The 22,747-nt window shown below is 51.5% G+C and carries 24 protein-coding genes; 12 read left to right on the top strand and 12 right to left on the bottom strand.

What is annotated here, in order from left to right; all coding sequences use genetic code 11:
• Window positions 1-25: 25 nt before the first annotated feature.
• Complete coding sequence (locus VGS11_12135) at window positions 26-409, bottom strand: hypothetical protein (GenBank protein HEV2120835.1); 384 nt, start codon at window positions 407-409, stop codon at window positions 26-28.
• 46 nt (window positions 410-455) lie between these two features.
• Window positions 456-971 (bottom strand): plastocyanin/azurin family copper-binding protein, encoded by a 516-nt coding sequence (locus VGS11_12130; protein ID HEV2120834.1) that lies wholly within the window; start codon window positions 969-971, stop codon window positions 456-458.
• Window positions 972-1,089: 118 nt separating this feature from the next.
• On the opposite strand from VGS11_12130, the gene VGS11_12125 reads away from it, so the two are divergent.
• The 4 genes from VGS11_12125 (at window position 1,090) to VGS11_12110 (ending at window position 5,124) form a co-directional block, all read left to right on the top strand.
• The gene (locus VGS11_12125) at window positions 1,090-2,016 is read left to right on the top strand and encodes an AsnC family transcriptional regulator (protein ID HEV2120833.1); all 927 of its coding nucleotides are present in this window, start codon (window positions 1,090-1,092) and stop codon (window positions 2,014-2,016) included.
• A 386-nt stretch (window positions 2,017-2,402) separates the two neighbouring features.
• Complete coding sequence (locus tag VGS11_12120; GenBank protein ID HEV2120832.1) at window positions 2,403-3,128, top strand: DNA-processing protein DprA; 726 nt, start codon at window positions 2,403-2,405, stop codon at window positions 3,126-3,128.
• A gap of 46 nt (window positions 3,129-3,174) precedes the next feature.
• Complete coding sequence (locus tag VGS11_12115) at window positions 3,175-3,765, top strand: hypothetical protein (GenBank protein HEV2120831.1); 591 nt, start codon at window positions 3,175-3,177, stop codon at window positions 3,763-3,765.
• A 75-nt stretch (window positions 3,766-3,840) separates the two neighbouring features.
• On the top strand, window positions 3,841-5,124 hold the full coding sequence (locus VGS11_12110) for an ArgE/DapE family deacylase (GenBank protein ID HEV2120830.1): 1,284 nt from the start codon (window positions 3,841-3,843) through the stop codon (window positions 5,122-5,124).
• Between the two features lie 78 nt (window positions 5,125-5,202).
• Here VGS11_12110 and VGS11_12105 read toward each other — a convergent pair whose 3' ends face one another.
• Window positions 5,203-5,469 carry a hypothetical protein gene (locus VGS11_12105; protein ID HEV2120829.1) on the bottom strand — a complete coding sequence of 89 codons (267 nt, stop codon included), beginning with the start codon at window positions 5,467-5,469 and terminating at the stop codon, window positions 5,203-5,205.
• 89 nt (window positions 5,470-5,558) lie between these two features.
• Between VGS11_12105 and VGS11_12100 the strand changes: the two genes are divergently transcribed.
• Window positions 5,559-5,891, top strand: a complete 333-nt coding sequence (locus tag VGS11_12100; GenBank protein HEV2120828.1) for a hypothetical protein — start codon at window positions 5,559-5,561, stop codon at window positions 5,889-5,891.
• Between the two features lie 331 nt (window positions 5,892-6,222).
• Complete coding sequence (locus VGS11_12095) at window positions 6,223-7,185, top strand: hypothetical protein (protein ID HEV2120827.1); 963 nt, start codon at window positions 6,223-6,225, stop codon at window positions 7,183-7,185.
• 19 nt (window positions 7,186-7,204) lie between these two features.
• Here the strand turns inward: VGS11_12095 and VGS11_12090 are convergent, their stop codons facing one another.
• The 3 genes from VGS11_12090 to VGS11_12080 form a co-directional block, all read right to left on the bottom strand.
• Window positions 7,205-9,136 carry an ABC transporter substrate-binding protein gene (locus VGS11_12090; protein HEV2120826.1) on the bottom strand — a complete coding sequence of 644 codons (1,932 nt, stop codon included), beginning with the start codon at window positions 9,134-9,136 and terminating at the stop codon, window positions 7,205-7,207.
• A gap of 149 nt (window positions 9,137-9,285) precedes the next feature.
• Window positions 9,286-9,459: a CDGSH iron-sulfur domain-containing protein gene (locus VGS11_12085; GenBank protein HEV2120825.1), complete on the bottom strand. Its 174-nt coding sequence runs from the start codon at window positions 9,457-9,459 to the stop codon at window positions 9,286-9,288.
• 6 nt (window positions 9,460-9,465) lie between these two features.
• Window positions 9,466-10,701: a hypothetical protein gene (locus VGS11_12080; GenBank protein HEV2120824.1), complete on the bottom strand. Its 1,236-nt coding sequence runs from the start codon at window positions 10,699-10,701 to the stop codon at window positions 9,466-9,468.
• Window positions 10,702-11,181: 480 nt separating this feature from the next.
• Here VGS11_12080 and VGS11_12075 point away from each other — a divergent pair, with 480 nt between their 5' ends.
• The 3 genes from VGS11_12075 (at window position 11,182) to VGS11_12065 (ending at window position 15,680) form a co-directional block, all read left to right on the top strand.
• The gene (locus VGS11_12075) at window positions 11,182-14,655 is read left to right on the top strand and encodes an ABC transporter substrate-binding protein (protein ID HEV2120823.1); all 3,474 of its coding nucleotides are present in this window, start codon (window positions 11,182-11,184) and stop codon (window positions 14,653-14,655) included.
• 119 nt (window positions 14,656-14,774) lie between these two features.
• Window positions 14,775-15,227 carry a helix-turn-helix domain-containing protein gene (locus tag VGS11_12070; GenBank protein ID HEV2120822.1) on the top strand — a complete coding sequence of 151 codons (453 nt, stop codon included), beginning with the start codon at window positions 14,775-14,777 and terminating at the stop codon, window positions 15,225-15,227.
• Window positions 15,228-15,257: 30 nt separating this feature from the next.
• Window positions 15,258-15,680 (top strand): hypothetical protein, encoded by a 423-nt coding sequence (locus tag VGS11_12065; protein ID HEV2120821.1) that lies wholly within the window; start codon window positions 15,258-15,260, stop codon window positions 15,678-15,680.
• 59 nt (window positions 15,681-15,739) lie between these two features.
• Here VGS11_12065 and VGS11_12060 read toward each other — a convergent pair whose 3' ends face one another.
• Both VGS11_12060 and VGS11_12055 read right to left on the bottom strand, forming a co-directional pair.
• Complete coding sequence (locus VGS11_12060; protein HEV2120820.1) at window positions 15,740-16,207, bottom strand: VOC family protein; 468 nt, start codon at window positions 16,205-16,207, stop codon at window positions 15,740-15,742.
• 70 nt (window positions 16,208-16,277) lie between these two features.
• Window positions 16,278-16,745, bottom strand: a complete 468-nt coding sequence (locus tag VGS11_12055) for a hypothetical protein (protein HEV2120819.1) — start codon at window positions 16,743-16,745, stop codon at window positions 16,278-16,280.
• A gap of 259 nt (window positions 16,746-17,004) precedes the next feature.
• Between VGS11_12055 and VGS11_12050 the strand changes: the two genes are divergently transcribed.
• Window positions 17,005-17,763, top strand: a complete 759-nt coding sequence (locus VGS11_12050) for an RIO1 family regulatory kinase/ATPase (GenBank protein HEV2120818.1) — start codon at window positions 17,005-17,007, stop codon at window positions 17,761-17,763.
• A 46-nt stretch (window positions 17,764-17,809) separates the two neighbouring features.
• Here VGS11_12050 and VGS11_12045 read toward each other — a convergent pair whose 3' ends face one another.
• Window positions 17,810-18,544: an ATPase domain-containing protein gene (locus tag VGS11_12045; GenBank protein ID HEV2120817.1), complete on the bottom strand. Its 735-nt coding sequence runs from the start codon at window positions 18,542-18,544 to the stop codon at window positions 17,810-17,812.
• Between the two features lie 140 nt (window positions 18,545-18,684).
• Here VGS11_12045 and VGS11_12040 point away from each other — a divergent pair, with 140 nt between their 5' ends.
• A complete protein-coding gene (locus tag VGS11_12040) occupies window positions 18,685-20,673 on the top strand; it encodes a prolyl oligopeptidase family serine peptidase (GenBank protein HEV2120816.1) in 1,989 nt (662 codons plus the stop codon).
• Window positions 20,674-20,685: 12 nt separating this feature from the next.
• On the opposite strand, the gene VGS11_12035 is transcribed toward VGS11_12040, so the two are convergent.
• Window positions 20,686-21,042, bottom strand: coding sequence for a helix-turn-helix domain-containing protein (locus tag VGS11_12035; protein ID HEV2120815.1), 357 nt, complete (start codon window positions 21,040-21,042; stop codon window positions 20,686-20,688).
• A 75-nt stretch (window positions 21,043-21,117) separates the two neighbouring features.
• Here VGS11_12035 and VGS11_12030 point away from each other — a divergent pair, with 75 nt between their 5' ends.
• Window positions 21,118-21,576 carry a hypothetical protein gene (locus VGS11_12030; protein ID HEV2120814.1) on the top strand — a complete coding sequence of 153 codons (459 nt, stop codon included), beginning with the start codon at window positions 21,118-21,120 and terminating at the stop codon, window positions 21,574-21,576.
• A gap of 45 nt (window positions 21,577-21,621) precedes the next feature.
• Here the strand turns inward: VGS11_12030 and VGS11_12025 are convergent, their stop codons facing one another.
• Window positions 21,622-22,083 carry a hypothetical protein gene (locus VGS11_12025; GenBank protein ID HEV2120813.1) on the bottom strand — a complete coding sequence of 154 codons (462 nt, stop codon included), beginning with the start codon at window positions 22,081-22,083 and terminating at the stop codon, window positions 21,622-21,624.
• A 102-nt stretch (window positions 22,084-22,185) separates the two neighbouring features.
• A complete protein-coding gene (locus VGS11_12020; protein ID HEV2120812.1) occupies window positions 22,186-22,695 on the bottom strand; it encodes a hypothetical protein in 510 nt (169 codons plus the stop codon).
• Window positions 22,696-22,747 lie beyond the last annotated feature (52 nt).

Below are 22,747 nucleotides of genomic sequence, written 5' to 3'. Positions count from 1 at the left end.
AGCTGTTGAGGCTGGGCTCTCTACTCTAGGTTCTTGGCCTTTTGAACTGGGTTCTTTCCCTGGCGAGAAGTACTATTATTGTAATACTCATTATAACAGCTGCGATTGTTCCCCCGATTGAACCCTGGAGCGCACCAGGTGGGAGTAAGGTCCCATTAACCACGATTATTTCAGAAAAGGTACTATAGAGAATACTGGCAAGGTTCAGGAACAGAGCAGCAATCCACGCCCAACTATCTCTCTTCCAGAGCCCGTACGCCACTGGAAAAGCGAAAAGCCCCAGCACAACGTGAATGATCCCTAGAACCTTGTCCGTTGCAAGAAAGGTTAGAGCCGCACCGCCGAGAAATACGATCAGGCCTACCATCAACTCAAGAATAATGATTACTTTCAGTTCGAGGAATTGCATCGTTCCACGCTCGCCTTAAGGATCTTCCTTCGAAAAGACAGTTTGTCTAGGAGACCACTATGGTTCCATGCATCCAAGCATGTAGCGTGCAATAATAGTAGTAGGCGCCTGGGCTCAAGTTGATCGCATACTGGTACTGCTGGTTTTTCGCGAACCCTGATGAAGTTTGAGTGTTCGAGTCAAAACCACGTGATCCAGAACTGTTCGCTCCCGCACCACTAGGACACGCGACGCTAGAATCTGTGCTGATACATTCTGTGACTGTATGCGCCTGGTTCCCGGTGTTCGTCCATGTCAAAGAGATTCCTGAGGTTACGTTCTTGATTGTGGGGCTATAGCCACAATTTCCGCTGTTGGAACAGAAGCCCGTATCCCATACTGTAACATTGGGACCGTTTGGTGGCAGAGGAGCCGCGCCGGCCCTGTTTGCCACGTAGACTACACTTGCGACTACAATCAAGACGACAGCAAGTGCTCCGATTATTATCCAGAGCTTCTTGCGACTCCGGGACGAGGGTTTTGTAGAGTCTTGAACGTTGGAAGATAGTTGAAGATGGTTCATCGTTCTGATTCTCTTTGTAGGATAGTACAGGCTCAGAGCGATTCATAGCTGAACGCCTAAGTCCGGGCCGTTTTTCGGACACTTTTTAGAAGGTGAGCATAGGCCGAGTTCTGCAAACTTGCAGCGCCCGGTCGACCTGGACATTCGCATAATGAAAGAATTGGCTAGTCCCAGTTCGTTTCGATGGGACATTCGAGAGTCCTACCGCAGCATTGCTGCAAGGATTGGAGTTGACGAGGAGACTGTTAGGAGGAGAATCAACCGGGCCCGGGAATCCGGATTCCTCAAAGGCTGGCAGGTTGTGCTGAACCCCCACGTAATAGGCCTCGAGTCCGCGGGAGCGCAATTGACCGTAGACAAGGAAGACAGGAAGACCTCGGTGATTTCTCAGATTGAACAGTTGGAGGGCGTCGTGATCATGATCAATTTCCACGGCAATGGTCTGCGAGTAATATTCTACCACAAGGACGAGCAAGATCTAGCGGGGAAAATTCGAGAATTCAATTCGATATGTCAAACCAATCAGGCGATTGTTTGGAAGGGCGGTTTTCCCCCGGCCAGTCTGGACCTCAAAGCGACAGATTGGGAGATTATCAGGGCATTGAGGAAAGATCCCCGAAGAAGCCCTTCCGAAATAGCAGCAGAGGTCGGGGTCTCGACCCGGACAGTGAAGAGGCGACTAACGGGCCTGACGAAGGGGATGGCTTTCTATCTGTTGCCGATGCTTGACTATGACAAGTACCCAGGCGTTGCCTCTGATTTTCTAGTTTTCTGCCCCGATTCGAAGAAGAAAGTGGAAGTCGACAGACTTGTGCGTGCCAAGACGGATAGGATCGTGTTCTCGTTTACTGACGCTAAAGGATTTTCGATATATGCAATGCTCTGCCTGAACATTTCCGAAGCGGAAAACATTCACAATTGGATCCAGGAGCTTGACGGCGTCGAGAAGGTGAAGATGGACATGATGAGAGGCAACACGGTGGTGCGACGTTGGCTCGATGAAGAAATCGGGAAGCATCTACCGAAAGAACAACTAACACCGTAGCCCAGCTCAATGCGAAGCTTTTGCCGTCTTAAGCCGTTCTAAGACAGGTTGACCGTTGGATTGATGCTCACAAGAAGGATCTAGTAGATCTTACCTGTCGCCTGGTTAGTATTGATACCACTGTTCTTCTAGGTCTAAACTGTCCGAAGGTCTCCCAGGTTCTAGCTCGAGAGCTCAAAGAACTCCGTGTTAAGCAAGAGGCAATCCAGGGATCGTTCTGGGTTTCCGGCTCCTCATCACCTTAAATATGATAGCTTTCCAAATTGAAGTTGAAAAGCGTCGTGATATCTGCCCGCAATAGGTCTGGTAACCAAGCGGGAACGTTCACGAGCACTGAAACTGCCTTATGGGATAGGAGAATCATTAATCACCCTAAGTCGAACGCGATGGTTACCCCTTCAAATTACAAGATTGTCGCAGTCACACCTCTAGAACTCTTAGGCCCACTGAACGATATTGAAAGAAAATACGCCCCTTCGAAGATCTTCACGGCCGGCTCAATGAGGCTCCCGCTTCCGAAACCAAGAGCAGCCATCATTGGCTCAAGGAAGGCTTCAGAACGTGGTCGAGCAGCCGCAGCCCGCATTACAAAAACACTCACAGACCACGAAGTTGTGATAGTCAGCGGTCTTGCTGAAGGCATCGACACGATGGCTCACCAAACCGCTATCTCGCAGGGTGGAAAGACTATTGCAGTCCTTGGAACACCCCTGAACCGTACCTATCCTCAGAAGAATCTGCAACTTCAAAACGAGATAATGAAGAACCATCTTGCAATCTCGCAGTTTCCAATAGGATACCCCATTCAGCGGAAGAACTTCGTCATTCGAAACAGAACCATGGCCCTCATTTCGAATGCTTCAATCATAGTTGAAGCTGGAGACAGCAGCGGGTCACTCCATCAAGGTTGGGAAGCCCTGAGACTGGGCCGACCATTGTTCATTTGGAAAGCCATCATCAACGACTCCTCATTGAGCTGGCCCAAGAGAATGATCAGTTACGGTGCCACCGTGCTCAACGACTCCAAACAGGTATTGGAAGTACTACCATCATCCAAAAGTCTAAGTGAGGTAGTCCTGCAAGTTCCGAAACGTGCGCATAACGCTTCTTGATTACGGGTCACTTCTTAGCTACGTTCCTCGAGGAGAATCGGCAGATATGGACGAGGCAAGGGAACTGATGAAGATGATCAAAGCTGAAAGGTATTTCGGAAACCCGCCTAAGCTGACGTCACAATGGATCGCGGAAACTGTCCGCGACCTCAGAGAACGGCTGCCATTCGCTTCATTTTTTAGAGACGCCTCTGTCTTGGTTCCTTTGCCAAGCAGCTCATTGATGCAGCGTGACTCTCTGTGGGTTCCTGAACGGATTTCAACCGCGCTAGTGAAAGTTGGCTTAGGTAAAGAATCGATCCCGCTTCTTGTCAGAGAAACACCCGTACCTAAGGCAGCCTGGAGCAGGCCCTCGGAGAGACCGAAGGCCAAAGACCATATTGCATCGATGAGCGTTCAGAAGCGTATCCCCGACACTCCGACCCAAATCTTACTGGTTGACGATATCATCACGCGGGGTGCGACCGCCCTAGGGGCTGCGAACAAGCTAGCTGAAGCATTCCCACTTGCACAGATACAGGCTTTCGCCGCGATGAGAACAATCAGCAACCCGGCTGAATTTCAATCATGGTTCAATCCCGTCATAGGTACAGTTCAATACGTCCCCAGTACGGGAGGTACCGTGCGAAGGCCATAGACCAGGAAGCGAAATTGCACCATCGGCTTCCGAAAGAACAATTAACATGGTTATCAGGCTTCATCGTGATGCTGTTTGCCTTCTCAACCGGTTGTTAGACAGGTTGATAGCTGGATTGATGCTCACAAAAAGGATCTAATCGATCTTACTTGCCGTCTCATCAATATTGATACTACTGTTCCCCCGGGTCTGAACTATCAGAAGATCTCGCAGGTTCTTGCGAGGGAACTCAAAGACCTGGGCGTTACGCCTACCGTAAGCCTTACGCCGGAAGCAACCGTCAAGCGGAGGTTTAGCCCTGATGTGGGGCTCAAGGGTCCACGGCCGAATACGTACGCGACTCTCAAGGGCGAGAGTGCGGACCCGAAGATACTTCTCAATGGGCATGTGGATGTTGTCCCCGCGAACCCAACGGGATGGACTAATGATCCGTTCGAGCCCACGATAAGGAATGGGCAGATTTACGGGCGGGGAGCGGCGGATATGAAGGGGTCCGACGCGTGTCTCGTCTATTCTTTGAAGGCATTGGTGGAGACCGGGGCGAAGTTTACCGGATCTATTACCCTGACTTTTACCACAGACGAGGAGGTGGGAGAGTACTCCGGCGTCAACCATCTAGTCGACAAGCACGTGATTACGAAGGATTTCGATTATTGTATATCCACTGATAGTGGGATCGAGTCTCTTGTTGTTGCGAGTCTAGGCGATTCCAACATCGTCATTACTGTGAAAGGTGTGGCGGCTCATTCGGGGCGGGGTTGGTCTGGTGTCAACGCGATAGAGGAGGCAGCCAGTTTGATCGAGAGGTTGAAAATTCTCGGTAAAGAAATTGGGAAGAGAAGGTCCAAGATACCGGCGGAGGCGTTCTACGGGACCAAGAAGATGCGACCGGGCCTCTACGTGAACATGATAAAGGGCGGGTTGAAGGGCAACATCATACCCGACACGTGTGAGGTCCTTATCGATCGACGGTACATTCCAGAAGAGAAGAAGGAAGAAGCCGAGAGGGAAATAGGCAGGGTGGTCAGAGAGTTCGCAAAGAACAGTCCAGCGAAATTTTCGATGAAGAAGATCCTCGGAACTGATTCGATGGTCACACCTCCCGACCACAAGCTTGTCAAGGTCGTCAGGAAACAGGCGAGAAAGGTTCTGGGACGGGATGTATCGCCCGCTGGTAGTCAGGGGTCGACGGACATGGCCGTTGTCAGCCAACTAGGCATACCCGTAGCCGTGATAGGCGCAACGCGACACGACAGCAACATCCACGGAATAGACGAACACGTACGCATAAACGACCTAGTGAGCGTCACAAAAATCCTAACGCACTCGTACCTAGACCTTTTGACGTCCAAAGCGTAAAACGTTGTGGGTATTGAGTCAAGCATGAGTTGACGATAGCTAATGGAGATTGGGAATTACGTCAATCTCTTTCCAGTATCACTTGCGGGAGCCGTATTTCGATATTAGTCGCTTGGCGGAATCGGCCAAGTCGTCCCAGGACCACCTAGCAACACTCATTCTGCAAAGATCGACCTTCCAAGCGCCCTGCCTGTTTTGCCAGCGGTAGAGCCTAACATCATTTCCTTTCTCGGTTTCGACAGCTACGAGGGCCACTATCAGATTCCCGCTTCGATAAATGTCGTGACCTTCCAGCACCTTGAACTGTTTCGATACTGGATATTTCGGTCCGGCCTCGTCGCTCAACTCATATCGCTCAAAATTATGATGCCACAATTGCATAAATGATTACACGCAAGACTAGATGAGTCTCAGAGATAGATCTGCTCCAAACAATGTCTTTTGAAAGAGTCAAGGGAAGGAAAAGCCAGGTTGGTGAGATGTTCGACGATACAGCTATCATTGAATTGCTCGACGGCAGAATATATGGTGGAGCGCTTGACGAATATTATTATGATGGCCGGGCCGTTATCTCGCTCTATTCCCCCAAACTAATCGATAAAAAACAGCGCAGGTGGGTGGATCATGATATCTACATCAGAATTGAAAACAAGCTTGTAAGAGATTCCCTACCTAGCTTTTGGATGAGTGAAATCAAGGATGTCTACGTTTTGCCGAAGAAACTGAGACAAGCTCAGCCTCGACGACGCTCTTCAACTGTATATTGACCCATACTTTCGGCCCCTCCCCGCCGTAGAATGCAATTGGAACGGAAATAGAACTAAAAGGCACAGCAAAGATTGTGACGCTCGACTTCACGAAGCACTTCTGACCCTCAGATCAGCTGCAACCGCTTCTAGTATGAAGGACAACGAACAATCCGAGAGAATCACTCGATCCTTTCGCTATGTAAGACAACGGCTCTTGACCACCGGTGCTCGAATCCCCTGAAAAGCAAAGGAGACCTAGGAGACCCTGAAACAAGTCTACATAATAGGAGCCGGATCCTCCCGGAACTATACTCAGTCAACTAGTGAAGTTGCGAACCTCAAGAGCCCATTGAATCAAGATTTCTTCAAGATGGCGAGGTTGGTAATCGAGAATACTGGGATGAAGTCGGATGCTTCCTTCATGGATGAGGTCGAGCTTCTCATTAAGACTGTCGCGCCAATGTATGGTAGCACCAAGAGAGATCTGAGTTTCTTCGACACTCGGGACTTGGGACTTGAGGAAGTAATGACATTGCTCGATATAGATTCCAAGCTTTTTTTTGGATCAATGCCGGGAAAGTTCGGGCAATACGAAAGCCGCCAGACGAGAGTGCTCAAGGACATACTGGCCAGGACACTCGACGAGGCTCTAATCGGGCCTCTTTGCCGCAAGCACTTGGCCCTAGCCAAACAAATGAGACCAGGGGATTTGGTTTTGAGCTTCAACTATGATATACTCATGGACAACGCCTTGTTCCGAACTGGAAAGCTCACAGACTCTGGCTACTGGATGAATTTCTTCCAAGCCAACGAAGATGAGACATGGATCCCGACGAATGATGCGGTCTCTGACGTAACGTTGCTCAAACTTCATGGGTCTTTGAATTGGACGAAGTGTGGCAGATGCGGAGTCATCGTGCTTTACCACCTCCAGAAACAGGTTCGCTACGGAGCGATAAGATTTCATTGCCCGCGATGTAAAGCAGGCGACACCTTTGCTCAGAGGTTGATGATACCTCCGACCCAATCAAAAGATTACCAAGATGAGAATATTTCGTTCCTCTGGTACCAGGCAGATGTCATGATGAAGAATATCTCCCATATCGTTTGCATCGGATACAGTTTCCCCTATACGGACTTCGATATGTTGTCCCTTATGAGAAGATTCAGAGCTCGGCAACCGAAAGCGCCTGAAATTGACTTTGTTAGCCCTGACCAAGATGCCAGGAATAGAATGAAGAATATCATGAGCCTCGAAAAGATTTCCTACTTCGACAATTTGTCGAGTTACTTGGACTTAGCAAGTAATTGATCGTGTGTGTCGGCAACGTTTAGGTCGTGGGTAGCGTTGGCGCTTTGTACCCGCGAACCAACCGGTTTCTTCTCAGTTCGGTTATGTAGATAGCCATGAGCGCCAAGGCCGTTGCCGACAGCATGATTGTAAGAGCGAATCCCCAGGTTTCCCAGATAGTTCGAGGGGCAGCTGGGAAGAAGCCGGCGGCTTGCAATAGCTGTCGCGATTTTGTGAGGTTGAAACTGTACGGAGTGAGAGCCGCGTTGAACCCGTCGGTGGCCGCGAATCCCGTCCGGTAGTCGCCGACGACCGGAGTTGTTATTCCAGGATTACCGTATCCGGCCAGAAGCTGTTGTATTATCAGGTCTCTCGGGATCGCGTAGCTGATAGCCTGACGAACATACTTTGCGGCAAGAGCGGCTTTCGAAGGATCACTATGGCCTAGTGGGGTGTTGACGCCTGTTCCGAATATTACGTGTTGCATGTTGAAGCCTAGTTCTTGGACCCCGAACGCGTTGTAGGACGTCCACTGGTTCGACGGCCAGGTTGCGAGAAAACTCGTCTGGGTTTCCAGATTGTACTGTGAATCGAGAACGTTTACCGAGCCTGTTTTGAGGGCGGAGACAGCGTTGTCGGAACTCGGTATGTGTTTCACGTAGTAGTCCTTGACTTGGAAAGCTCCCCTGCTCTGGAGAGCGGTTTTCCCGTTTTGCGGGAAATCAAAATAGTTATCATTCCTTGTCAGATGATTTGTCTCAGTCGTGGCATTATAGCTGACAAATTTGTAGGGCCCTGTTCCGATAGGTCCACCCCCGATCCCGGTGTTGAATGGGTTCGTCCTCCAGTTTGCATAGGGAACACTTGCCAGCACGTGGGCGGGAATGATTGGTGTTGTGAGAATGTTCTCGACGAAGTACGCGTAGGGATTCGGTAGAGTGAACTTGACAGTATACGGATCCACGATTGTTACGTCGCTTTTTCCACCGACTATTCCTTTGATGAACGCCTCATTGTCCGCTGCCAGAGTATTATCCTGGAGCGCGTCAAATGTGAATTTCACATCTGTCGCGTTGAACGCGACCCCGTCATGCCATGTCACCCCAGGACGTAACGACACGGTCCAGGTTTTCTGATCCGACCCGACAGACCATCCAGTCGCCAGTTGAGGAATCATATTCTTGAAGATCGTATCGTTCCTCTGCGCCAACGCACTGAACAGTGCTCCGTACACGGTCTGGTCGTAATAGGAACTGCTCGTTGTCGGGTTGAAACCCTCCGACGGAGCCGGTCCAGTCTGGGCCAACGTTATCGAGCCCATCATAGCCCCGCCTAGCATCGATAATTGTTCGATCGGCGGCCAGTACGGTGAGTGGTAGGTGCTGAACACGTACTGGGCATTCGGCATGGTATAATCAAAGGCGACAATTTCTTTCGTGTAGAGTATTGTGGCGGAGGGTTGTTGGTCGTAGGCAAGCGCCTGCCACTGCCTGACCAAGTCTAACCGCTGAGTTTTGTCGAGTGTCTGCTTGATCTGTGTGGTCAGCTGATCGTTCTGGCTGTTATTCCATAGATAATAGTTGGAACCGATCGGAGCATACTGTGAACTGTGATAGTAGGACCATGGATCCGCGTCTATCCCAAGAGCATACCCGAGAAAAACAGCGTCAAAGCCACCATTGTCATAGCTTCTCCCGATAACATCTGAGCCAGGCGTAAGCGCCCTAGCGTATATCGTGGGCCAGTCAAGAACAACCCTCTGCGCATCAATGCCTAAAGCCTGAAGGTTGCTCTGGACGAGCAGCGACCAATCCTGTCGGGCTTGATTCGGCTGAGGAACCATCAGCGTTATCCTGAAAATTCCAGTAGGCGCAGTATCTGCATGAACCCATATAGGACTAGTCGAGGTGAGAGCAAGCCCAAGAAACAACAAAGCCACAGATCTAGTCCGGGCGCCGGCTATGCCAGTCATTGCGAGAACACTTACGACGAGCAGGCGTGAGGCCGTTATGGCTACTGTGTTCCTATCTTCGTCAGACGATGAGGACTAGACCGTTTTTTTCTCAGAACCGGCTTTCGCGGCCCGACATCTCTAGTCGCGACATTCCACAAGGGCTTCTATCAACGGACCTTGACCTCGTGCGTTTTAGCCACAAACCCTGTCCTCTTGTGTGAACCATCGCAGAAAGGCATCAGGGTAGATGCTCCACATCGGCACCAAGCCTGAATAACCTTCCCATCGACTATGACAAGGTTGGGACCGTTCTCATTTGATTTTATCACAACATCGGACATACTAGATCATTCGCCTTTTCCCGGGTCGGGTTCGGTGATCTTGGCCACGCTCGTCAGAATTATGAGTGTCTCCGCGTGGACCAGTTTCTTCTCGTTCAGCTTACCAAAAACCCGCAATATTGCTCCCACGACAACGTCGGCTGCACCGCCCATGATCAGCTTACTCGACCCCGTCCATTCAACCTCGAGTCGTTGAGAGGTTCGAGTGTATACCCGGGCGGCGCCACTCTCATCCATGTCGAGGAACACTCCTCCCAGAATATGGTCCCGTGGCGTATCAGTGACCGAGAAGAACAGATCGACCAGGGTCCCGGGACCAATCTCTCCAAATGTCTTCAGAGAATAGGCCTGGCTTGGAGTTATTTTTGGAGCCGCGGGTTCAGCAGCCTTTGTCTCCGGTAATGGTGGAGGAGTCACTGTCTCCTTGGCCCTCAAAGGCCTGTCCTGATCATATCGCAACCCAAATTGTAGCGCTGTCTGAGCTTTCGCCAGTTCTTCTCCCAGGTAACCTGCATGGCTCAGCTGTGTCACAAGACCGTCACGCAATAGTCCGAGGAGCATCGAGGTTGCACCGCGACCCCTCATCTCGTGAGATGGCGTATGATCAGGCAAATAGTGTCTTAGCAGAATTTCTTTCTGCTCAGGCTCGATAGTTATGACAAAGTATCCCTTCGGGTCATACAACAACGGCTCACGCTGACCACCCGGCCGAATAGACTCAAACTCCTCCTGCTTTCTAGTCATACTAGTTTCTTTCTGTCCGGTCACGAAAACGCCTGGGTTACGATCCGAGAGACTCTTCACACGTTCCTGCAGGACCTGTAAATCTTCCTCACCAGTCCAGTCAAGAATCTCTACCTGTTTCCGGAACTGCGCCACCTGCTCAGGATCAATTGACGGTAAGACTGGATCATAACCTGCTGCGTCGACTATCCGTTTCTTGTCGTCTACACCTTTCTCGGCCAGAGCGACCAGGGATTGTCCCGGCTTGAATAGCGCGGAGTCTTTGCCGCAGATGAGCAGGAAACGAATCGCAGGATTAGACGTGATGTTGACGACAATCCTGGTGATGCCGAGATTGGCCGTGTAGACCATGCCCGCAATAGCGACTCCGGGAAGAGCTACAAGCGGACTGATGAGACGCTCCGAGGTAAGGGCGCATACGGCCACCGGGCCGTTGGGATCGCCAACCTGGTATGTTCCAGGCATGACAGGCCATTTTGCGCTGGTCTTGGTGCTCACTGCTCAAGATCACCTTTCTTATCTGATCGAGTTTCTCGACGCGTACCGCTGAGCGGAATATTTCCAGTACTCTATTCGCAGTCGCATTCTGTTCATCATGCGCGAACTATGGAAATCACGAAACGAGTGAGTCTGAGATCCTTCTTGAAAGAACTTGGATCGCGTGGAGTTCGGAGCGTTGGAGATCGGTCGTATTTTGTTCAAGAGCTTTGTTTCGTGAGCCACGGGTCCGCATGAATCTAATCCAGCCCTCTTGTAACCTACGTTATGGGCACACGGTCCCACACAAATATTGTTCATTTTTTCTCAGTGGCAACAATTTGCATCAGAGCTAATAATTCTAAGCGGAAACCCAAGTCCACACCGGACAAGAATGTTATCTCGAGAAAGCACTTCTGCCGCAAAATGCCCGCCCTAACGCTTTGGAAAATGGAATAAGCTTAATTCATCTAGAGCAATCTCAGAACATCTCGGAATTTCTTGCGAAATCGAACCTCGTTTTCGTTCACCCTTCTAATCACATTAGCATTTCTGATGGCGATGCCGACGAACGTTCAGGTTCATGCTCTCACCCAGGATGTGACACGGCCAACGAGCTGGTCCCCTTTCGGTCCGGCCACGCCAAACTTGCGCATATTTGATTATTCCGACTTCGGCACGATGTTCACCGCTTTCCTGAGCGGACAGGTCGACATAACTGACTGGCCTGTCCAAGCTCCGGACATTCCGAGTATCTGCAACAACCCGGACATGTGGTGTACAGCCCCCGAACCAGGTTTGGACATCTTTCAGCTTGACGTAAATAATCGTGCGCCGTTTCTGGGACAGTCGATGGAGGTCGCTAGACCTTCGCTTGTCGGCTCAGTGAGCGGCATTGTATCGACCATCAGCAATGCTTGTGCTAATGGTCTCGGTCAGCTAACATTGAGTGTCGTGAACGCTGAGAACAATACCCAACCATTCAAGGACCCGCTGAACTTCATAACGATCTCTAACCAGCCTAGTCGCACCCCCAGCGTAACCGTTAGCGACAGCGGCGGCTCAAGTCCCACGGGAATTTACAAGTTCCCATGCATCCTCGCAGGCACTTACCTGCTGACCAGCACCATCGTCACGGGCAACGCCACCACAGGAACACACCTCGGCTGCGGTAGCGAAACAGGCTGCACCCTTACAATTCCTCCCGGGAGCAGCGGGCTCGGAGCAACGATCTCGGCTACATGGAATGTTGTCTGGAGCAGTCCCAGCACCATCACACCAGCCGCTGCATCTCCAAACATCATGAAAGCACTTGCACATCTGGTTGACAAACGAGAGTTTGTCCAACATGATGCGTTCCTCAACGGACACGCGACCTGCGACGACATCATGCTAGCTCCAGCCCTCCTCATTCCGGGCTCACCGTGCGTGGCTCCTCTTCCTGGCCAACCTGGATCACCGTTTCCAACCTCCGTGCTGACGAGAGAATGTGCAAATCTCTCTCTGGACACGGTTATCGCATCGTGCAGTCCTGTTTCGGCGTACAATCTTGTGGATGATAACATCGGCAGTAGCGCAGTATGGTGGGGTGTACCAGGAAGAACCGCGAGAGGTAGCGTAGCAGTAGGCTACTCTGGTCCAGCCGATATTGACGCTGCCTGTCAATACTTTCTAAATGCGGGCTTTAGCCTGACGCCGAGCGGATCGAACTGCGCCCAATTAGCTCAGGCAAGCATTGGAACCACTCAACCTGCAACCTACCCACATCTCATCGCACCATCAGGCACCCACGTTGTCATAAGCCTCCGCACTGACCCTCCCAGAGACCACTTCGGCCAAATAGTTGCAGACAGTCTCAACATGCTCTTCGGATCCCCCAACGACTCCGGGACCTGCCCTTCGCCTTGCACTCAGAACTCCAGCGGAACAGCCACTGTCCTATACGTACGCAATTGTGGATTTCTTCAGCCAACTTCTACTACCTCTTTCCCTACTTTCTTCTGCCCTCCCTTCATCTTCCAAGGTGGCACATTATGGAACCTCTACACGGGTGGCACCCTGCTCAGTTCAACACCGGACTCTCTCTTCGCCACCTTCCACAGCCAGTTCGCTTCGACATTCTGCGGTGGACCGTTCAACGACTTTCCATCCAACTACGTTCAGCACTGTGATCCGCAGTTCGACGCTCTCACTAATGCTGGCGAGTTCCAGGCAATCTCCAACCCAACACTGAGCGCTTCGGCTCAGATCTTCACTGAAGCAGCCTTGAGAACTTACGATACTCCTATCAACGTCGCAATATACACTCGCATCCAGCAGTTCGCCGCATTGAACGCCTGGAACTGGCAACAAGCCCGCACCGGCCAGGGCTCCAGTCTCGTTTCCCAAAAGGGCCACGGTTTCCAGAACCCGTTCTGGGCACTCCTGAACATGCGGCAATTACCAGGCTACGTACCGACAAGCCCGATGCTCGCAGGGGGAGGTGGAAACCCCAATCTTATCAGGCAGGGCTTCTCCCAAGACCCTGACACAGTAAACCCGTACCAAGCAACTACCATCTGGGACTTTGCGATTATCGGTCAGGTGTTCGACACGTTGCTCCAGGTCAATCCGCAGACTGCGGGCGCTAACCAACAGGTCATTGACTGGATGACGACCAGCCACGCTTCAAGCTTCAACCCTGACGAGCTGGGCTGCCTAACTCCCCCAAGCGTAGCAGCCACCAGTTGCGCAAGGGGCATCACGACGCAAACCTGGCACCTTCGCAACGATCTGCTATTCCAGGATGGCATCCCGGTTACAGCTCAGGATGTTGTGTATTCGATTCTCACAAGCAGAGATGATCCAGCGGCGTTGTTGTTCAGCAATACTGCCTTTGTGACGAACGCCGTCGCCTTGGATTCTAGAACCGTCCAAGTGAAGCTTCAATTGAACAGTGCGTATTATGAACAGAACATCGGCAGCATACCTATCATTCCACAACACTTGTGGCAGGGTCCTAGCGGTTCGATCTGCGGTAGCATATCTAGCGTCACCACGCCAGCAGGACCGGAGAACGCTGTGTTGAACGGACCAGCATCAGCTTGTGCTGACCCGAACTTTGACCCGTTAACGTGTACAGGAACGGCGGGTTTGGTCGCGGGTTGCGGAACATCGTTCCCCGACGGTAGCTTCCAAGGGATATTCACTGGTAGCGGACCCCGGGCCTGTTATAATGCCGGTCCGAGTACGAGTCAGGCCTTTGGTAAGCCAGGAGGTTCCTGCGTTACTGGTCCCCCCGGGGGCGGGCTCATCGGTGGGGGAGCGATGAGCACAGGTAGTCGAGTGTTTCTCACGGGTTACGCGAACTATATGAGAGGTCTCAGAAGTGGTCAGGGCAATAGTCTGCAAAAGGAGAGCTGGGCTGACGTCAACGATGATGGTATGGTCAATATTCTCGATGCTAGCAATGCTGCCTTCTTCTTCGATAAGACTAACAACTACTGGGCCCATCCACAGTACTCCTGCAGTCCGACAGCAAGCGTTGTCGACATCTGTGATATCTCAGCACTCCTCGTTAGCTTCGACCAGGGATTGACCGCTCCGTTCGGAGGAAATAACGCCAATCCATCTAGCCAGCTTAACGCACTCGACCCGCAAATCGACCCCTACTCCATGCAGCTCGCCGGAAGCAACGCCTGCGTCTACTACCAAACAACCACGACCGGCGCCAGCACGCTATTACTGGTGAACTGTGCAACCTCAACTTCGACAGGTCTTCCAGTCACACCACCCGGACACATGATCACGGCTACGGCCTCCGTCATCAACGCTGACGGTAACCTCGGGACCACAATCACAGGCGGCGTCACAATTAACGGCGGAACAATAACTAGCACGTGGAGTCCCGCTCTAACGGCTGGAACCCAGTACCTAATCCGGGTTTTCGACAACGGAGTCCAAATGGCTCAATACTACGCTACACCTGCGAATTAGGCACCAGCACCTGGTCCCCATTTTTTCGAAAGTGACACTGGTAGGAGAGCGTCGTCAAGTAACGTCAATGTCCCCTCGCTACTTATATCCCCGGCTTACCTTGCTTTCATCAGGTAACATTGAGTAAGCTGGCGTCCAGCTGCCTACCCGATATCTCAAGCATTATTTCGGGCAAGAGCGAGCTTTGCAGGAGAGACATCTGCGCGGTCATCAAAGCGGTAAGGAAGCTCGGCTCGGAATGGAGAATCTTGATCTCGTATTATCTTCTCGACAATCCCCTCCGATTCAACGATCTACTCCGGAAGGGCAAGCCCGACGATCTTAACGCGCGAACTCTTTCTCGAACTCTGAAGTATTTGCAGAATATGGGAATCGTTGAGAGGAGAGTGACCGGCACAGAACCCTTCTCAGTCGTCTACAGTCTCACAGAGAAAGGACAAGACCTCGCTGATATCCTGTCCGCTTACCGGAGATGGGGAGAGAAGTGGACTCCAAGCATCGTCCACCCGCTGCCGTATCCCAAGGTAAAGGCTACACTCTCAGTCGCCAACCTCGCAAAAGGGAAAAACTGAAATCCTAACCAAGGCAGGCTCAGCTTAGCCTTGCAGCATACTCGGCAGACCCGGATAACCGCGAATCTTGTCGGAATGATGATATTCATCCAGGTCATTCTCGGAGGAAGCGCAACAGTACTAGGCTACCCGAACATCATCTATCACATCGTCTGGGGCGCTCTAACATTGATAGTGCTCATAGCCGCAACCGTTCTGGCCCGTCGAGATTTCGGAACCTCCTCCACCTTGTTCAAGGTAGCGATCGCTGCAATCGCCGACTTCGCCATCCAAATAGTACTGGGACTGATCGCCCTGGGATCGAGCATCGCAGTTGTCATCCATCTTACCAACGCTTTCGCTCTTGCCGTCATCATCACCTATCTAATCAGTTTCGCAGACAGCGCCGACAAGGCCTCCACTACCGCACACATCCAAACTAAGACAGCCCCATTAGGGAATGTGCCAGCGTAAGATTACAATGAGCCCTACCACTTAGCGGGCTTTTCCGGAAAGCTTCACCAACGAGACCTTCAGGCCGGCCTTGTCTCTTGGGATTCGCGAGCCTTCATTCGCTTTTCCAGCTCTTCCTGGGGCACGTCTTCTACGTGTGTAGCTATCCACCATTGGTTTCCGAACTGGTCCTTGACGCCTCCTGTCCGGTCTCCATAGAACTGGTTCGACGGTTCCCTCAGCGAGGTCCCGCCTTCCGCGAGCGCTCGTTTGTAGGCTTCATCGACATCCTCGATGTAGACATTGATCATGGCAGGAAATGCCGGGAATTCCGGAGTTGCGTCACTTATCATTATGATTGAGTCGCCAATCCTCACCTCGGCGTGACGTATTCGACCATCGGAACCGACGAATCTCTCATCCTCCTCGGCGTCAAACACGTTTCTGAGGAATTCTATCAGACTCGATGCTCCTTCAACACTCACAATTGGAGTGATCGAATGATATCCCTCAGGGATAGGTTTCACTTTGCTAGTAACAGATTGCATGTTGAGGAGAAATCATCGTGGCTCGATAAAAGGGTGACTGGAAAGAACTCTTTGAGTTGTCGTGATAGAGTTACGAGGCCTGGATTGAGAAAGTGAATTGAGTATTGCGCGATGAGATCAGTGTTATCGTGTAGTAGGTACCGGAACTGAATGTGAAAGCGTTCCCGTCTATCACTAAATTAGTAGTGATGACTCGACCAGGCGGTGCCGTTGGGCTTGACCAGTTGCTGTTCGCGTAAGGTTGACTGTATGGATTCCTGACGTAGTAAGACGTCAGAAAGATTGCGACGGATCCTGTGTTTACGATCTGGATACTCATGTTTGTCGGCGAGTTCACTGTTGCGGAAGTTACGTTGAGAGCTTCTCTTCCAGGGCAAGGGCTCGCTTCAAACGCTCCGCAGAGCCCGGGGCCGGTGGGCGGCTCATAGAGTACCAGGCCCAAGAGAATAATGGATGTTGCAAGCACTGAGACGAGGATTACTGCAGCGACTCTTTCATTACTTGACCACTGCGCCCAACATCCTACCCCTTTTTCCATGCATCATCTTCAGTGAGGTCAAATAATTGGGAAGATTGTTCCCTAGCCAACGCGTCCCAGATCGAAAGGTCTAATATTCGCTGCTCAGAAAGGTCCCGGTGAGGTTGTGCGTTATGAGCCTGATCGAATTCTCAGTGTATGTCCACAATCTCCAGTCTGCCTAAGGCAACGAGAGCATCCCTTTCGAGCCATTGGAGTATTGGTTGAATTCCTGGATTCTTTGCATGTGGTTACCAGACTTGATTAGAAAATCCAGACCATGTCAGCAAAAGAACTCGCGTCTGCTCGGAGCTTCTGGAAACGCAAGAATCTCCGGGATGGACGCAGAAGCCGGTATATCGAGGTGGAGGAGGTCTCCCTCAACAGTTTGCGAGCGGACGCTGTAGAAGCCGGACTAGTCGACGAAGTCGTATCGGTCATAGCAACTGGCAAAGAGGCTGACTTGTACGTCGGTTTATGGAAGAACGTTCCACTAGCGCTGAAAGTATACCGGTTGCACAGGACCCCTCACAAGAAGAAGACCAAGATCGGGTACTCGGTAGACCTCATGGGCCAGATCGCGGCGAACGAGTTTACAATACTCGAAAAGGCCTATCGCGCTGGCGTGCCTGTGCCGACTCCTGCAAGAAGAGTTGACAACGTGTTTACGATGAGGTTCCTCGGCGACGAGACCAGCGCTCGTCCACTCAAGGACATGGATCTTGACGAACCTGAACAGTACGCAAAACAAACACTCGAGATAGTGGAGAAGCTTCTTGACGCTTTCATCGTTCACGGCGACCTGTCAGAGTACAACTTGTTACTTTACCGAGATCGCGTCTTCGTCATTGATTTCCCTCAGGCAGTCGATCTCTCGTCGCGGCCCAACCGGTACCGACGATTCGAAGAGGCCAAACCGTTACTGCTTCGGGACCTGGAAAACGTGGCCCGTTACTTTTCTCAGTATGATATCGAAATCGATGCTCTAGCAGAATATGAACGGCTTACGACTAGATTTGAGAGAGCGCATCTCAACTAGCTCCCCTACGAAATGGTCGTTCCCTGTTCCCTGTCGAGACAGATTACTATATCATTGGTGCGGTGCTGATGTTGATTCCGTTCTGGGTCATGTCGTAGTAGTAGCCTCTGGAGGGAACGAATGTTTTGCCCATCTTGACAAGCCGCAAGGTCCCGCCACGGCTGGACCCTTCACCCTTCCATTTCTCCATGTCTAAGACGATATCGGCAAAGTTGACCATGGCATTCTCAATCGTTTCTTCTAGGACGTGGGTGTGAAGAGTCGCTATACCAATGGACTTGGCGAATCGTGTAGCGTATTTCAGAACCTGTCCGTACTGGAAGACCTTCTTCGCCTCGACCATGAGAAAGAAGGGGGTCAGAGAGTCCATTATTCCCATTGTCTTCTTGCCTAGATGTTTGAGTGTGAAGCTTCGGCCCTGAGCGATAAGGTCGGAGAACCTCATTGTAGCGTCAACAATCTGTTCAGGCTGGTCCATGGGAAACGATTCTGCAAGCCTCTCAACTCCCAGGGCAAACATGTCCACAAAAGAGAGGCGGCCCTCTGCCTCGTACTTGTCTACGTCCGCTCCATAGTTGGCGATGCTCGCCTTTACATCCTCAGCTGACTCATCAACAGCGTAATATTGAACGCGAAAATCACGTTCTAGCGCCGCGGCAGCTATCTGCTTCACAAGCGTCGACTTGCCGCTACCCACAGGACCCGTTATTCCCACAGCCGAAGGCCTAGGAAACCCGCCTCCTAGAAGATCATCGAGGACCTTGATCCCAGTCGGCTCCAACGGCCGTCCACCATAGAACGCGATCGGTTTCAGCCAGTTAAGCGGATTGTACCCAAGGAGTCCCGGCTAGATTAGACTACGTCGGTGCGTTCTCAGGTACACTCTTATTTCCGAGACACGAAGACCAGACAGTGTTCCAAATGCCTAAACGTGTAGCGCCCTACGGTGCCTGGAAGTCACCCATTACCGCTGACATCCTCGCTTCCACCTATGTCACTCTTGACGAGCTTAGACTTGATGGCGACGATGTTTACTGGAACGAACTCCGAGCAGCAGACAAAGGCCGCAACGTCATCGTCAAGAGAAAACTGGACGGTACGCTGAACAACATCACCCCGCCAGGCTTCAGCGCCCGAACAACAGTCCACGAGTACGGCGGCGGATGCTATCTCGTCGAGAGTGGAGTAGCCTATTTTTCCAACTATACCGACCAGCGTCTCTACCGGCAAGACCCTGGCTCAGCTCCAAGGCCCCTAACACCGCCGGTGGACATGCGATATGCCGACGGCATCATCGACCATCATGGAAACAGAATCATCGCTGTACGCGAAGACCATACTGTCAAGACCGGGCAAGCTGTCAACACTATCGTCAGCCTTGATCTAGAGAAAGAGAGCGAAGGTAGGATCCTCGTTTCCGGGAACGACTTCTATTCGACCCCACGTCTCAACCCTGACGGGTCCAGGCTTGCCTGGCTCACCTGGAACCATCCCAATATGCCGTGGGACGGGACAGAGCTCTGGGTCGGCCATATCCATGCTGACGGCTCAGTGGGACATTCAGAAAAGTTAGCCGGCGGACCGGACGAGTCAATCTACCAACCAGAATGGTCACCAGACGGCATCCTATACTTCAGCAGCGACCGGACAGGCTGGTGGAACCTCTACCGCTGGCGCTACAACCATATAGAATCCCTTCACCCAATGGAGGCTGAGTTCGGCCTCCCCCAATGGGAATTCGGAACTCGCACCTTCGTTTTCGAGTCCCCAGACCAAATCATCTGCGCTTACACGAAGAACGGCTTGTGGAAGCTAGCCAGACTTGATCTTACGAGTCGGACCCTCAAAACCATCGAGACACCAATCAGCCATCTCCTCTGGGGAAATCTAGCCGCAAGAAATGGAAAGATCTTCCTCATAGGAGGATCACCCACCGAACCCTCTTCCATCGCACAGATAGACCTCTCAGCGAATGAGACGAAGATCCTTCACCGGTCCCGAGAAATCACCGTCGACAAAAAATACGTCTCGATCCCGAGCACGATCGAGTTTCAAACAGCGAATGAACGAACCGCCTTCGCATTATATTATCCCCCCAAGAACCCTGATTTCGACGCGCCTGAAAGCGAGAAGCCGCCTCTCCTAGTCGTCAGTCACGGTGGTCCCAGCAGCGCCAGCCCATCCATTTTACGATATGAAATACAATACTGGACAAGCCGTGGAATCGGAGTCGTAGACGTCAACTACGGCGGAAGCACCGGATACGGTCGAGAATATCGAAAGAGACTCAACGATCAATGGGGAATAGTTGACGTCCAAGACTGCGTCAACGCCACCCGACACCTCGCCAGTCAGGGGCAAGCCGATGGAGAGAGACTCGGCATCCGTGGAGGAAGCGCTGGAGGCTACACTACTCTCTGCGCCCTCGCCTTCACAAACACATTCAAGGCTGGAGCAAGCTACTACGGCGTCAGCGACCTAGAACTATTGGCAAAGGACACACACAAGTTCGAGTCACGATACCTGGACAAGCTAGTCGGGCCCTACCCTGAACGCCGCGACCTTTATCGCGCGAGATCACCGATATACCACATTGACGGAATATCCTCCGCACTAATCCTGTTCCAGGGCCTAGAGGACAAGGTCGTCCCTCCTGACCAATCGAAGAAGATCTTTGAGGCAGTAAGAGCGAAAGGCCTCCCTGTCGCGTACATCGCATATGAGTGGGAGCAACATGGCTTCCGTCGAGCTGAGAACATCAAACGATCCTATGAGGCTGAGCTGTACTTCTATTCGAGAATATTCCAGTTCAATCTCGCCGACCAAGTAGAACCAGTCAAGATAGAAAACCTGGACGCCGCGGGCGCGAAGGCCGCTCTTAGGCCTGTAGAAGTAACAGAAACACTCTAGAAGTCTCTACCGCTAAAGATTACGTTTGAATTGGTTCATTTCTTGTGCGTTCTCCCCAAACCATCTTAGAGAGAAACTGGCTATTTCCCGAACAAGACGGCGCATGTCCTCGCCCTTGGAAGTCAACCGATAACGAATCCGCCGAGAACTGGAATCCTTCGCCACTCGCTGTGCAAGGCCCGCTCTTTCGAGATCGTCGAGTCTCATTGAAAGCGTTCTAGGGCTAATTCCTGGAAGAGTCTTCAGCAAAGTGTTGAAACGGTCTGTCCCTCTGAAGAGCTCCATTAGTACGGGTCCCGCCCGCTCTTTGCCAAACAGTTTGAACGAGTCATCGATGGGGTAGCGCAGAAACTCAGTATAGTCACACATGGCTCTGATCAACTATCAATTTCTGCCCCTTTCTACTTTTATTCTTGGCTCCTAGGGGAAGTTATAGAAGTCGCTATGAGTGAGGCTCTGAAGCGTCTAGAATTTCTGATTGGAAAGTGGAAAGGAAGGGCCGAGGGCCAGTTCGGCGAAAAAGGCATCATCGACAGTATCTTTGAATGCTCACACGAACCCAGCGAGATGTTCATCGCCACGATTGGTGAATCTCGGAGTAATGGAAAACCGGTAAACAAGGGCGCGTCCTATCTCACATGGGACGCGAACATCAACAAGTACGTACGGAAATCGATGTTCTCGTACGGTTGGATCAACAACGAAGTAGGCGACTTCCACAACGACAGGCTAACCTTCGACGTAGTCTCAATGGACGGAGAGCCAGACTACTTCAAGGGACTCAAATGGCGAAGCTTCATCCACAGATACTCGGAGAACGAGATCGGGACAGGCCTAGAAGTCTCCAAACAAGGCGGGCTTTTCCGATTGTACGGCGAATCAAAGGCAAGAAGAGTTCAGTGACAATGCGCCTGGGGCACTACTGACGGGTGCTGGCAGACTCGGCTTTCAAGCCTCAAGGGTTGCTTTTCCTTCGACCAGAACTTCGAGTGGAAGCATCGATACGAACGCGTAGCCTATCGCAACATAGGGAGCAAAGATCGCTATTATGATGAGGGGAGCTCCGGCGAGGCCGCCCAGGAATGTCTCCCACAATACCCCAAAGACGCTGTAGACAAGTGTAATACGTAAGACATCTTTCGCGTGCCGCCACAACACTATCCCTCCAAGAACCAACAATTCTACAAAGAGAAACGGAAGTGTAGGCGGTATCGCCACCATACCGCACCAAGCGGGCATACAATCGATCTGCTCCTCAAAAATGATCAACGGAACAGACAGTATCAGATAGAGTGCTAGAGGCGGCAGCTTCACTTTGAGTATGGCCCGCGCAAGTTGTTTCCTGTAGCGAAACATGAGAAGGAATCCTCCTACGATCAGCGGAACATCGATGAGAGCACCGAATACCAAGCACGATCACTCATGATCTCGCTTAAGATGTGGCCGGATTATTGCGTAACTCTCTTGGACTCGACCTTATCAGATTTCAGCAATTCGTCACCGCCGCTAGAATCACAGAACTCTTCCCGATTGACCCTTGGTCAATTTCACCTTGGTTGCTTCGAATCGCACCATCAGGCTTCGAGCGGTTTTGAAGACCTTTCCTCCTAGAATCTTCAGGTCGATCTGGTCACTCGACAGAGACGTGATTACCGTGTGTCCACTCCGAAATCTTCCCGGCGGCCTTAGCTCAATGCTGAGAACCTGCCCTCTCTTGACCTCGAACTGCCTATGTCCTTTCTCAGCGTTTTCTATCGTAAACAGTTTCCGACGAAAACTCTTCCTTCTCACCAAGAGAAATGCGATTACACCAGCAATGGCGAGAAGAATTGCTACTGCAACGATCGCTGGAAGCGCAGGTGCGAACAATACCAATATCGCCACTAGGAAGTGTGCCCTGAGGCTCAGCTGTCCTCTGCCCTTGTTTACAATAATTCGTTCGGTCGTCACGTACACCGTTGACCCTTTGACCAAGCCTCCAGCCAGAAAGTATCCGATTACCATCTCACTCGAAGACGCCAATTGAGATCCCGGCTAGACTTGGAACATTTCTCAAGACTTCTGATTGATAATC

Source organism: Candidatus Bathyarchaeia archaeon, assembly GCA_035935655.1.
In the GTDB taxonomy this organism is placed as follows: domain Archaea; phylum Thermoproteota; class Bathyarchaeia; order 40CM-2-53-6; family 40CM-2-53-6; genus 40CM-2-53-6.
This window is presented reverse-complemented; position numbering and strand designations above follow the sequence as displayed.